Origin of the sequence: Falsiroseomonas stagni DSM 19981 (genome assembly GCF_900114315.1) — a bacterium.
GTDB lineage: Bacteria > Pseudomonadota > Alphaproteobacteria > Acetobacterales > Acetobacteraceae > Falsiroseomonas > Falsiroseomonas stagni.
This window is the reverse complement of the sequence record NZ_FOSQ01000001.1, coordinates 132,811-145,296: the sequence shown is the minus strand read 5'-3', so window position 1 is coordinate 145,296 and position 12,486 is coordinate 132,811. Positions and strand designations below refer to the sequence as shown.

At 71.4% G+C, this 12,486-nt stretch carries 11 protein-coding genes; 6 read left to right on the top strand and 5 right to left on the bottom strand.

Annotated features, from left to right (window positions below):
* Positions 1–81 precede the first annotated feature (81 nt).
* The 5 genes from BM041_RS00655 (at position 82) to BM041_RS00635 (ending at position 5,451) form a co-directional block, all read left to right on the top strand.
* Positions 82–2,316, top strand: coding sequence for a DUF4214 domain-containing protein (locus BM041_RS00655; RefSeq protein ID WP_092953985.1), 2,235 nt, complete (start codon positions 82–84; stop codon positions 2,314–2,316).
* A 132-nt stretch (positions 2,317–2,448) separates the two neighbouring features.
* Complete coding sequence (locus BM041_RS00650) at positions 2,449–3,231, top strand: FTR1 family protein (RefSeq protein ID WP_092953982.1); 783 nt, start codon at positions 2,449–2,451, stop codon at positions 3,229–3,231.
* A gap of 148 nt (positions 3,232–3,379) precedes the next feature.
* Positions 3,380–4,054, top strand: coding sequence for an AzlC family ABC transporter permease (locus BM041_RS00645; protein ID WP_092953979.1), 675 nt, complete (start codon positions 3,380–3,382; stop codon positions 4,052–4,054).
* Positions 4,051–4,374, top strand: a complete 324-nt coding sequence (locus BM041_RS00640) for a hypothetical protein (RefSeq protein ID WP_092953976.1) — start codon at positions 4,051–4,053, stop codon at positions 4,372–4,374. The genes BM041_RS00645 and BM041_RS00640 overlap by 4 nt, the downstream gene beginning before the upstream one ends.
* Before the next feature lie 60 nt (positions 4,375–4,434).
* Complete coding sequence (locus BM041_RS00635) at positions 4,435–5,451, top strand: PAS domain-containing sensor histidine kinase (RefSeq protein WP_092953973.1); 1,017 nt, start codon at positions 4,435–4,437, stop codon at positions 5,449–5,451.
* Here BM041_RS00635 and BM041_RS00630 read toward each other — a convergent pair.
* A complete protein-coding gene (locus tag BM041_RS00630; RefSeq protein ID WP_175533644.1) occupies positions 5,436–6,287 on the bottom strand; it encodes an amidohydrolase family protein in 852 nt (283 codons plus the stop codon). The two genes, BM041_RS00635 and BM041_RS00630, sit on opposite strands and share 16 nt — an antisense overlap.
* Positions 6,288–6,330: 43 nt before the next feature.
* Here BM041_RS00630 and BM041_RS00625 point away from each other — a divergent pair, with 43 nt between their 5' ends.
* Entirely contained in the window at positions 6,331–7,323 is a 993-nt protein-coding gene (locus BM041_RS00625) for an NAD(P)-dependent oxidoreductase (protein WP_092953966.1), read from the top strand.
* Here BM041_RS00625 and BM041_RS00620 read toward each other — a convergent pair whose 3' ends face one another.
* From BM041_RS00620 to BM041_RS31720, 4 genes are read right to left on the bottom strand one after another with little or no spacing between them, the layout of a single operon-like run.
* Positions 7,324–8,379: a protein-glutamate methylesterase/protein-glutamine glutaminase gene (locus BM041_RS00620; protein ID WP_092953963.1), complete on the bottom strand. Its 1,056-nt coding sequence runs from the start codon at positions 8,377–8,379 to the stop codon at positions 7,324–7,326.
* Positions 8,380–8,396: 17 nt separating this feature from the next.
* On the bottom strand, positions 8,397–9,032 hold the full coding sequence (locus tag BM041_RS00615; protein ID WP_092953960.1) for a hypothetical protein: 636 nt from the start codon (positions 9,030–9,032) through the stop codon (positions 8,397–8,399).
* On the bottom strand, positions 9,029–9,841 hold the full coding sequence (locus tag BM041_RS00610) for a CheR family methyltransferase (RefSeq protein WP_245761865.1): 813 nt from the start codon (positions 9,839–9,841) through the stop codon (positions 9,029–9,031). The genes BM041_RS00615 and BM041_RS00610 overlap by 4 nt, the downstream gene beginning before the upstream one ends.
* A 48-nt stretch (positions 9,842–9,889) precedes the next feature.
* Positions 9,890–12,469 (bottom strand): methyl-accepting chemotaxis protein, encoded by a 2,580-nt coding sequence (locus BM041_RS31720; protein ID WP_217648571.1) that lies wholly within the window; start codon positions 12,467–12,469, stop codon positions 9,890–9,892.
* Positions 12,470–12,486 lie beyond the last annotated feature (17 nt).

Below are 12,486 nucleotides of genomic sequence, written 5' to 3'. Positions count from 1 at the left end.
TTCTCACTAGCCCGTCAGTGCGCCGAACCATGACGGGCCCACGGCATTGCCCCCCCGAACAACAACCGGGGGCCACCGACCTTGCAGCTCGATCTCATCCTTCGCGGCCAGTCCAACGCCGCCTATCTCGCCGAACTCGACGGCTTCGCTGGTGCGGGAAGGCTGGTGACGGAGGTGGAGCGGCTGCTCGGCTTCGATGGCGTGAATGATCGCGTCACGCTGGTCTATGACCGGGATGCCCAGGGCGGCGACACCGCCTATCCCGCCACCGCCTTCCTCGATGAATGGATGGACCCAGCGCCGGGGGGTGGCTGGCAGGCCGGGGAGCTGGAGCAGCTTTTCCTGAGCCGCATGCGGCAATATCTGGCCGACGGGCCGGGCGACGCCACCGCGCTGGTCTGGCTGCACAGCGAATATGACAGCCGGGATGCCGATCTTTCCGCCTCCTCGCTCGCCCAGGCCATGCGGGTCGATGCGGGGCTGGTGCGCCAGGTGCTGGGGCGGGACATCCCCTACCTCTACGTCGCCGCGCATCCCTATGGCGACGGCACGGATAGCGGGCACCAGGCCATCCGCCAGGCGATGGAGACGCTGGCCGCGGACCCCGGCTTCAACGCCCGGATTGCGGCACGGGCGCCGGACCTCAACGTCGATCTCGACAACTACGATGGCAATGAGGCGACGCGGGAATATGGGGGCGCGCATATCTCGGCCTCCGACGCGCTGATCGTCGCGACGCGCATCGCGCGCGTGGCGGCGGAGGAATTCGCGGCCTATGCGAAGCCGGGATCGCCCGTCGCGCTGGCGGGCGGAAACATCGCCTCCGACGGGCCGCAGGTGGTGGCGGCGACGCGGCTGGAGCCGACGCGCCTGCAGGTGGATGTGCGGCATGACGGGGTGGCGGGCTTCGCGGCGCTGGATGCGGATGCGGCGGCCGGCGTCGGCTGGTCCGCGCTGCTGCCGAATGGCACGCGGGTGCCGGCGACCGGCGCGGCGATCCTCGATGCGGACAGCCTGGTGGTCAGTTTCGGCCAGGCGCTGCCGGTGGGCGCGGTGCTCGACTATGCCTGGGGCATCGGCAAGCTCTGGGGCGCGAATGGCACCGGCCAGGGCCATTCGGTAGCGGATAGCGCGGGCCTGCCGGTGTGGACGGCGGCGGCCGGCGTGGTGATCGGCAACGCGGCCCCGCCCCCCGTGGCGGCGCCCTCCCCCGCCCCGGCGCCCGCGCCACCGGTGGTGGCAGAACCCGCGCCACCGGTGGTGGCAGAACCCGCGCCACCGGTGGTGGCAGAACCCGCGCCACCGGTGGTGGCAGAACCCGCGCCACCGGTGGTGGCAGAACCCGCGCCACCGGTGGTGGCAGAACCCGCGCCACCGGTGGTGGCCGAGCCCGCGCCCGCGCCGGAACCGATCCCGGCACCCGCCCCGCAGCCCGGCACCCCCGCGGCGATCGACACCACCACCCTCCTGCGCGACCAGGCCACCGTCACGCTGCTGGCCCCCGACCTCGCGCTGGTGACCACCGCGGATGGCCGCAGCACGACCGTCGGCGGCAGCGAGATCCGCTTCGCCGATGGGCGGGAGGTGATCGGCAATGGCGGCAACGCGGCGCTGGTGGACCGGCTGCACGACATCGTCCTCGGGCGCGATTCCTCGCTGCTCGGCACCGGCTGGGCGGCGGATGCGCTGGATGCGGGGCGCATCCAGGCGCGGGACCTGGCAGACGGATTCCTCGCCCAGGGCGGCATCGGCGCCATCGGGGATGATCGCGCCTTCGTCACCGCGGCCTGGACCAACGCCGCCGGCGCGCCGCCCACCGAGGGCGGCGTCGCCTTGCTGCTGGAACGGCTGGAGGCCGGCAACCGCGCCGATTTCCTGGTCATGGTCGCGACCGAGGCCTACGTCATTGCTGCCCAGCCCGCACCCCCCAGCGGTACCTTCGTCGCGGATTGGGGCATGAGCTTCGGGGCCGGCCTGGTGCGGATGGCCTATGGCCGCGACGCCACGCTGGCGGAGCTTCGTGCCCTGGACGCGCAACTCGATGGCGGCTGGTCCCCGGCCGATGTGGCGCGGGCGCTGACGGCGACGGATGAATACCAGTCCCGCATGACCGGGCTGGACGAGGCCGGCGTGGCGACGCTGCTGCACCAGGGCGCACTCGGCCGCGCGCCGGACGCGGCGGAGCTGGCGGAATGGAACGGCCTGTTCGCCAACGGCGCCACCACCACCGACCTGGCCGCGGCCCTGGCCGATTTCTGGGAATTCCAGGCCGTCGTGCAGACCCGCGCGGTGGACGGCGTCTCCGTCATCGCCTGACCTGCATGGCCCGACCGGCCGCCGCGTCCCCGGGCTGATCCCGGGGCCGCGGCTTGCCGTTGTTTCACGTGAAATCCTCCGCGCCAGGGCTTAAATTGCGAACGACTCGCAATTGCAGAAAGCCCTGCCCCCATGTCCCTCATGCTCGATGCCGGCCTGATCCTGCTGCGGGAGGGCCTCGAAGCCGTCCTCGTCCTCGCCGCCCTTGCCGCCTTCGTCGGCCGCGCCGCACCCGAACGCGCCGGCGCGCTGGGGTGGGGCGCGGCCGCCGGGCTCGGCGCCAGCCTGGTGGTCGCCGTGCTCTACGCCATCTTCCTCGGCGGCGAGCATGATGACCGGATCGAGGCCGCGACCTGCCTGCTGGCCGCGGGGCTGATGCTGTGGACCGGCGGCTGGCTGGCACGCCATGCCGATCCCCGTGCCTGGTCGGACGCCCTGAAGCAGCAGGCGGGCCGCGCGCTGGAAAGCCGGCGCGTGGCGCTGGCCGTCGCCGCGATCGGCTTCCTCGCCGTGTTCCGCGAAGGGGCGGAGACAGTGCTGTTCCTGGCGGCGCTGGGGGCGGAGGCACAGCCGCTGCCTGTCCTCACCGGCGCGGCCGTGGCGGCGGTGCTGCTGTTCGGCTTCTGGCTGGCGATCCGCCGTGGCACGCGCCGCCTGCCGCTGCGGCCGCTGTTCCTGGGCACCAGCCTGTTCCTGCTGGTGATGGCGGCGCGCTTCACCGCGGCGGCGGTGCAGGAGATGCAGGAACAGGCATTCGTGAGCTTCACCCCGGTCGACCTGCCGGCGGCACTGGTGGCGATCGGCCTGCCGGAAAGCGCGGAGGCGCTGGTGGCCTTCCTGGTGGTGCTGTGCCTGGCGCCGATCGCGGTCCTGCCCCGGCGGCGGGTGGCGGCAGGGCCGGCGGCGGCGGAGTAGCGCCGCCCCCCGCAACCAGCACCGCCCCGCAGGGGGGCGCCGCCCTCCTGCAACCCCCGGCCAGGGTGCGGCGGGACCCTGGACCGCGGGATTCGGTGTCGGGGCAACGGGGCGTGACGGTTACCCCGCCCACCGGCATCCTCTCCCCATGCATCCGTCGCTCCACACCGGAATTCGAGAGGCCCTCGGCGCCCCGGCCTTCGCCATGGGGGCCACCTTCCTCGCCTTCGGGGCCGCGGTGGCGGAAGCCGGGCTGTCGCTGCCCTGGGCACTGCTCTGCACCGGCGCGGTCTATGGCATGGCAGGCCAGCTCGTGCTGCTGCAGGTGGCGGCAGGGGGCGGGGCGGCGCTGCCGGCGGTGGTGGCAGCGACGGCGGCCAATGCGCGCTTCCTGCCCATGGCCGTCGCCATCGCACCGCTGCTCGGCCGGGGCCGGGGGCGATACCTCGCCCTTCCGTTCATCGCCATCACGCCCTGGGCCGCCGGCATGCGCGTGCTGCCGGGGCTGCCGGAGCCAGCGCGGCGGCCCTGGTTCCTCGGCTTCGCCATCGCCTCCTGGTGCGCCGCCATGGCCGCCACCGCCGCCGGGCACCTCGCCGCGCCGAACCTGCCGGCCGAACTCCGCGCCGCGCTGCTCTTCGCCAACCCGCTCTACTTCGCCCTGCTGCTGGCGGCCGATGCGGCCAGGCCGGGCGTCGCGCCGGCACTGGCCGCCGGTGTGCTCGCCGCGCCCCTCGCCCTTGCCGTGGGCGGCGCCTGGGGGCTGCCGCTGGCGGGGCTGCTGGGTGGCACCCTCGCCTTCCTCTGGGGCCGCCGGCATTGAGCAGCGCGGATTGGGCGCTGGCGCTGACCGTGGGCATCGGCCTGGCGCTGCGGGGCTGCGGCCTGCTGCTGGGCGGCGCGCTGCGGCCGGATCACCCGGCCATCGCCTGGGCCTCGGCCGTGTCCGTGGCCACCCTCGCCGCCTTCGTCACCCTGGCGATCGCCGCCCCCGCCGGGCTGCTGGCCACCGTGCCATGGCCGGCGCGACTGGCCGGCCTTGCCGCCGGCGGCCTGGCCTACGGCCTGTGGCGCCACCGCCTGCTCCCGGCCATGGCGGCTGGACTCGTTACGCTGCTGCTGGCCCGGCTCTGGACGGGCTGATACACCACTCGCTGGAAGGACAAACCGAGGGAGCGGACGCCTGCACGACGTGTCGCCTGGATGATCGGCTTCGACCTGGGCTCGGAAGCCGGCCGGGAACGAGCGCGGCTGGCGATGGAGAATTTCGGCATCGCCTTCTTTGAATCGGACGTCGCCACCGGACTGGTCGTGCTGAGCCCCAACGCCTTCGCCATGTTCGGCCTGCCCGTGCCGCCCCGCATGCCGGTGGACCGCACGGGGTTCTGGGAATGCTACCACCCCGAGGATGTGGAGGCCGCCCGCGCCACCTTCGCCGCCGACCTGCGCGGCGAACGCAACCGCGACATCTACTGCGAGCGCGTCCGCATCATCCGCCAGACCGACCGCGCCATCCGCCATGTCGAATTCCTCGGCCGCATGTTCGGGCCGCCCGGCGCGCGCACCCACATCGTCGGCATGCTGCGTGACGTGACCGATGAGGCGGAGGCCGAGGCGCGCCGCAACCTGCTGGTGCGGGAGGTGAACCACCGCGCCAACAACACGCTGTCCGTCGTGCAGGCGCTGCTGCGGCTGACCCAGGCGGCGGATGTGCCGGACTACAAGCGGCGGCTGGAGGGGCGGATCCTCTCGCTCGCCCGCACCCAGACGCTGTTGGACCAGGCAGCGCAGCATCCGGCCGCCTTCGCCCTGCTGATCGCCTCCGAACTCGCCGCCTATCGCGACCACCTGACGCTGGAGGCCGATGACGTGCCGGACCTGGTGGCCAATGCGGTGCAGCCGGTGGCGATGATCCTCTACGAGATGGCCACCAATGCCGCGAAGCACGGGGCGCTCGCCCTTCCCAGCGGAGAGGTGCGGATCGAGGCAAGGGGCGAGGGGGCGGAGGTGGTGCTGCGCTGGACGGAACAGGGCGGCGCCCCTGTCACCGCGCCGCCATCGCGCAAGGGCACCGGCATGGCGGTGATCCAGTCGCAGATCCGTCGCCTCGGCGGCACGCAGCTTCTGGACTGGACGCCAGCCGGGTTGCAGGCGGAGCTGCGCTTTCCCCTGGCAAGCTGGGCCGGGAAGACGCCCGCTGAGGATCAATCGAAGCCGTAGAGCCGCGCCGGGTTGTCGACCAGGATCGCCTGGCGCGTCGCCGCCGCCGGCGCCCATTCCGCCAGCCGGTCCAGCAGCGCCGCATCGTCCGGGATGGTCGTGGCGTTGGGATGCGGCCAGTTGGTGCCCCAGACCAGCCGTTCCGGCACCGCCGCCACCAGCGCCCGCGCCAGCTCGCCCACCGCCTCAGGCCGCGCCTGGTCCAGCGCATAGGGGGAGGACAGCTTCATCCAGCCGCGCCCCGCCTGCATCAGGTCCATCACCACGGCCCAGGCCGGGCTTGCTCCCCAGTCCGAAAGCGGCAGCTGCGCGAAATGGTCGAAGACCACCGGGCAGGGCAGCGCGCGCAACACGGGCGCGAGCCCCGCGATGATGGCCGGCGTCGCATAGAGCTGCAGGTGCCAGCCGAGTTCCGCCATGGTCCGGCCCAGCGGCGCGACATCATCGACGCTCAGCGGGATGCCCTGAACGAGGTTGGCCCGCGCGCCGACCACGCCCTCCGCCGCCATGGCGCGGAGTCCGGCGCGCGGCGTGTCTGGCGCGACCACCGCCACCATCCGCGCGCGCCCGCGCCCGGCCTGGCGCAGCGCCGCCAGGTGCAGCGTGTTGTCGAGCCCGTAGGTGGAGGGCTGCACCAGCACATGCCGATCGACGCCGAGCCGCGCCAGCACGCGCGCATGGTCCGCCAGGCTGGCATCCGCATGGGGCCGCCCGCCCGGCGCCACCGGCGACGCCGCGTCATAGACGTGGTGATGGCAATCCACCGCGCCCGGCGGCACCGGCAGGCGGGGCGGGGCCGTGCCCGCGGTGAAGGGGATCTCGTGCGTCGTGCTCATGCCGCCTAGGCTAGGCGCAGAAGAACCAAAGGGCGAGACGTCCATGCTGCGCGTGTTCCTGACCCATACGCCCGAGATGCGGGCCGGCTACTACCCGCCCCGGGCGGAGGCCGCGCTGCGGGCGGTGGCGGAGGTCGTGCTCCACACCGGCGACCGGCCGCTGGCGGGCGAGGCGCTGGCAGGCGCCGCCGCCGGCTGCCACTGCATCGTCGCGGACCGGTCGACCCCCGGCCTGCCCGCCACCTTCGCCGCGGCGCCTGATCTGCTGGCCTTCCTGCGCGTGGCGGTCGACATCTCCACCATCGACGTGCCAGCGGCCAGCGCGGCCGGCGTGCTGGTGACGCAGGCGACGCCGGGCTTCACCGCCAGCGTGGCGGAACTCGCCATCGGGATGATGGTGGATCTGGCGCGCGGCGTCTCCGCCAGCAGCACCGCCTACCACAACGGCACGCTGCCGGAGGTGCGGATGGGCGTGCAGCTGGAGGGCAAGACACTCGGCCTGATCGGCTGGGGACGCATCGCCCGGCGCATCGCGCCCATCGCCACGGCGATGGGCATGCGCGTCGTGGTGCATGACCCTTACGCGGCGGTGGAAGGCGCCGAGGCCCTGGGACGCGACGCGCTGCTGGCCGAGAGCGACGTGGTGATGCCCCTCGCCGTCTCCACGCCGGAGACGCGGCACCTGATGAATGCGGACGCCTTCGCGCGCATGAAGCGCGGCGCCTTCCTGGTGAATCTCAGCCGGGGGGAGCTGGTGGATGAGGACGCGCTGGAGGCGGCGCTGGAAAGCGGCCAGCTGCGCGGCGCGGCGATGGATGTCGGCAGCGCGCCGGACCAGCGGCCGGCGCCCCGCCTGGCCGCGCGCGCGGATGTGGTGGCCACGCCGCATGTCGGCGGGCTGACGCCGGAAGCCGCGGAGCACCAGGCGATGGATACCGTCCGCCAGGTGGGGATGCTGGCGCGGGGCGAGATGCCGGATGGCGCGGTGAACGCCGATGCCGCGACGCGCTTCGCGGCCTGGGCGAAGGCGCGCTGACTACGCCGTGCGGCGCGCGGGCTCGGCCTCCCGCGCGCGCACGATCTCCCGCGCCAGCTGGTCCACCGTCAGCTCCTGCTCCACGGCACCGATCTGCATGGCGGCCTTGGGCATGCCGTAGACGACGCAGCTCGCCTCCGTCTGGCCGAGCGTCCGTGCCCCGGCGCGCCGCATGGCCAGAAGGCCGTTCGCGCCATCCTTGCCCATGCCGGTCAGGATGATGCCCATCGCATTCGCGCCCGCTGCCGTCGCGACGGATTGGAACAGCACATCGACCGAGGGACGGTGGCCGGATACCGCCGGGCCATCATGCAGGCGGCAGGCGTAATGCGCGCCGGTGCGCGTCACCTCCAGGTGGCGCGCGCCGGGGGCGATATAGATCTGGCCCGGCAGGATGCGCCGACCATCCGTCGCCTCCACCACCGTCATGGCGCATTGCTGGTCGAGCCGCCTGGCGAAGCTGGTCGTGAAGCCCGCCGGCATGTGCTGGGTGATCACGATGGCCGGCGCCGTCGCCGGCATCTGCAGCAGCAATTGCTGCAGCGTCTCCACCCCCCCGGTGGAGGCACCGACCGCGACGATGCGCCCGGCGGTGGAAAGGCGGGCATCCACCTGCAGCGGCACGCTCGCCACCGCACGCATGGCGCGGGCGCGCGGCCTGGCCGCGGCGGCCGCGCGGACCTTCGCGACCAGCTCCTCGCCCAGCGCCGTCATGCCGCTGCGGATATCGATCAACGGCTTCGCGACATAGTCGATGGCGCCCAGTTCCAGCGCCCGCAGCGCCGCATCCGTGCCCTTCTGCGTCAGGGTGGAGACGACCACCACCGGCATCGGCCGCAGCGCCATCAGCTTCTCCAGGAAGCTGAGGCCATCCATCTTCGGCATCTCGATGTCGAGCGTGAGCACATCCGGCGACAGCGCCTTGATCTTCTCCCGCGCCACCAGCGGATCGCCCGCCGTGCCCACGACCTCGATCCCCGGATCGGCGGAAAGGAGTTCCGTCAGCAATTGCCGGATCAGGGCACTGTCATCCACCACGAGCACCCGGATCGGCATGCCGCTCACCCTTCCTGTCATTCGAACATCTCGATGCTGCCGCCGACCGGACGATTGGCGAGGTGACGGCGCAGCTTGCCCTCCTCGGCGCAGACGATCTCCTGCGCCTCGGGCAGCAATCGCATGAAGGCGCGGCCGAGCACGGGCTGGTAGACGACACTGCGGGCGCGCGCACCGCCGAGGTGCCGCGCCACCGCCTGCATCCGTTCCGCCTTCAGATAGGCATCGATGAATTCGATGTTGCGGCTGCCGACGCTGTCCGTGCTGGCGCCGAGCCGCGCGCCGCCGAACAGCTTGACCTCCATCCGCCCGCGGTGCGCACCGCGCGCCAGCAGGTCGTTGACCAGGCGCTCCATCGCGAAATTGCCGTAGCGCAGGCTGGCCGCCGCCTTGCCCCATCCGCCATCGACGCTCGTCGGCAGCATGAAGTGATTAAGGCCGCCAACCCGCGCGACGGGGTCGCGGATGCAGGCGGAGATACAGGAGCCGAGCACGGTGACGATCACTGCCTCCTCCTCCGCCGAGACATGGTATTCGCCAGGGCCCACCTTCACCGCCCGCCGCCCGGCCAGCGGATCGCCGGACAGCAGCAGGCGCGATTGCAGCGCGGCGCCGGCGGTGGCCGGGGCCGACACCGCCAGGGCGGGGCTCATTTGACCCTGCGGTATATGGTCCGGCCGAGATGCGTGAAGCGTTCGCTCACGCGGTAGAGGCTTTCGGAATGGCCGACGAACAGGATGCCGCCGGGCTTCAGCATATCCGCGAAGCGGTCGAACAGCACGCGCTGCGTCGGCTTGTCGAAATAGATGACGACATTCCGGCAGAAGATCGCATCGAAGGGCCCGCGCATCGGCCAGGGGCCGAGCAGGTTGAGCGACCGGAAGGCGATGAGGTCCTTCAGCTCATCGCCCATGGCGACGGTGGAGGCATCGACACGCCGCACATGGGCACGCCGCAACTCCGCCGGGATGGCCGCGACGCGTTCCATGCCATAGAGTCCGGCGGCGCCATGCGCGACCATGTCGGTGTCGATGTCGGTCGCCAGCACCTTCGCGTCCCAGGTATCGAGGTCCGGCATGGCGCGATGCAGCGTCATGGCGATGGTGTAGGGTTCCTCGCCCGAGGAACAGCCGGCGGACCAGATCCGCAGCCGCCGCTGGTCCCGCGACAAGGCGGGCAGCACGCGGTCACCCAGCGCCTCGAAGTGATGGGGTTCGCGGAAGAAGCCGGTGAGGTTCGTGGTGATCGCATTGATCATCCGCACCCGTTCTTCCGCGCCGTCCGGGCCTTCCAGCATGGCGCGGTAGTCGCTGAAGCTGAGGAGGCGGAGCGCCCGCAGGCGCCGCCGCAGCCGCCCATGCACCAGGTCCCTCTTGTTCTGGCCGAGGACGATGCCCGAAGCCTCCCGCACCATGGCGGCGATGGCGACGAAATCCTCGTCAAGCAGGAGCACTTCCTGCATGAGCGCAGTGACCGAGGGTCCGGGCAGGGTTGCCGCGGCGGACATGGATCAGAACTCCTTCCACTCGTCATCCGATGCCGTGGCCTTGGCCTGGCTGGGCTGCGCGGGGCGTGAGGCGGGCCGCGCGGCGGCACGCGGGGCACCGCGGCCCTTGGGTGCGGGCGGCGCCTGGTCGGCGTTCAGCACGAAGGCGGAGACCATGCCGGACAGCGCCTCCGTCTGCTCCTCCATGGATTTCGCCGCGGCCGCCGCTTCCTCGACCAGCGCGGAGTTCTGCTGCGTGATCTTGTCCATCTGCGCGACGGCGACGTTGACCTGCTCGATCCCCGCCGATTGTTCCTGCGACGCGGCCGAGATCTCCGCCATGATGTCCGTCACGCGCTTCACCGATCCGACGATCTCATCCATCGTCTGGCCGGCCGCACCGACAAGCTTGGAGCCACTGTCCACCTTCTGCACGCTGTCGGAGATCAGTGCCTTGATCTCCTTCGCCGCATTGGCGCTGCGCTGCGCCAGGCTGCGCACTTCCGCCGCCACCACCGCGAAGCCGCGGCCCTGGTCCCCGGCGCGGGCCGCTTCAACCGCCGCGTTCAGCGCCAGGATGTTGGTCTGGAAGGCGATCTCGTCGATCACGCCGATGATGTCGCTGATCTTGCGGCTGGACTGCGTGATGCCGTCCATCGTCCGCACCACCTCCGTCACCACCATGCCACCGCGCGTCGCGATCTCGCTCGCCGAGGCCGCGAGCTTGTTGGCCTGCAGCGCGCTCTCGGCGTTCTGCTTCACCGTGCTGGTCAGCTCCTCGAGGCTCGCGGAGGTCTCCTCCAGGCTCGAGGCCTGCTCCTCCGTCCGCTGCGAGAGGTCCGTGTTGCCCATCGCGATTTCCCGCGACGCGGTGGCGATGGTGCCGCAGCTTTCCGTGATGCCGGCGACGACCGACGACATGGTGTCCAGCAGCCCGTTGATGCCGCCGCAGAGCGCGCCGATCTCCCCCGCCTTGCCGTCCAGCGGCACGCGATGGCTGAGGTCATTGGCCTGGGCGGATGCCACCACGGCCTGGGTCTGTGCCACGGCCAGCTTCAGGGCTTCCGCCGCATCCACCTGGGCGGTGATGTCGGTGGCGTACTTCACCACCTTGAAGGGCCTGCCGTTCATGTCGAGGATGGGGTTGTAGCTCGCCTGGATCCAGACCGTTCGGCCGCCCTTGCCGATGCGCTTGTACTGGCCCGCATCGTTCTCGCCCCGCGCGAGCTTGTCCCAGAATACGCGGTATTCCGGGCTCTGCCGATAGGCGGCCTCGACAAACATGGAATGATGCTGGCCGCGCACCTCTTCCAGCGAATAGCCGAGGGTATGGAGGAAATTCGCGTTGGCGCCGAGAACCCGACCATCCAGGCCGAATTCGATCACCGCCATCACCTTGTCGATCGCCGCGATCTGGCCGCGGAAATCGGCGTCCTGAAGCTTCGCTTCCGTCACGTCGGTGGCGTATTTCACCACCTTGAACGCCTTGCCATTGGCATCGAGGATCGGGTTGTAGGTGGCCTGGATCCAGACTTCCCGGCCACCCTTGGCGACTCGCTTGTACTGCCCCGCATCGTATTCGCCGCGGCCGAGCTTGTCCCAGAACGCCTTGTATTCCGGGCTCTGGCGATAGGGGGGATCGACGAACAGGGAGTGGTGCTGGCCGCGCACCTCATCCAGCGTGTAGCCGAGAACGGCGAGGAAATTCTCGTTCGCATGGACGACGCGGCCATCCAGGGTGAATTCGATCACCGCCATGGCCTTGTCGATGGCCGCGAGCTGCCCCTGCTGGGTGCGGAGCGTCGTCACCTCCTGCCATTCCAGGATGTTGCCGTCATAGGTGCCGTCGGGCGCGTGGCTCGCATTGACCGTGAGGGCGAACTTCACCTCGCCCACGCTGATGTCGGTGCGGTGGGGCAGGCGGGATTCGTCCGCCAGCATCCGGCGCTGATGCCGGGGATCACGATGGAAGGTGTCGATGCACATGCCGACGATCCGTTCCGGCACGAAGTTCGGCCAGACCTTGCGGAACTCCGGCTCGTAGCGCTTCAGGAGATCGACGGTCGTGCTGTTGACGTGGGTGACGACGAAGTCGCGGTCCACCATCATCATCGCCGCCGAGACCTTTTCCAGCGACTGGCCGATGTGATGGCTCTTCGCCTCCTCCATCGCCTGGGCGGTGACGTCGCGCACCAGGACCGCCAGGCGGGCCGGGCGGCCCGGTTCGGCCGCGAGAGGCTGCATCATCAGGTCGAGCGTGACGGTGTTCCCGCCGGCACCGGCATGGCGCAGCCGCGCATGGCCGGCCTGGCCCGCGGCGACGGCATCGCGGAACCGGCGAAAGGCCGCGCTGTCACGCTCCGCCTCCGCGAGCAGCGCGGCATGCGGCCGCCCCGCCAGCGCATCCGCCGACACGCCAAGCAGCGCGGCCAGCGGGGCATTCGCGTCCTGCACCACGCCGTCGGCGCCCAGCAGCATCATCGGCTGCGCCATGTCGATCGCCGCCATCATGGCCGCCATGTCGCGCGCGGAGGCGCGGCGATCGCCACCGGAGCGACGATCCGTGAAGCTCGCGGGCAGCAGGGCCCGTACCGTCCGGCTCATGAACATGGTCGTTCCTT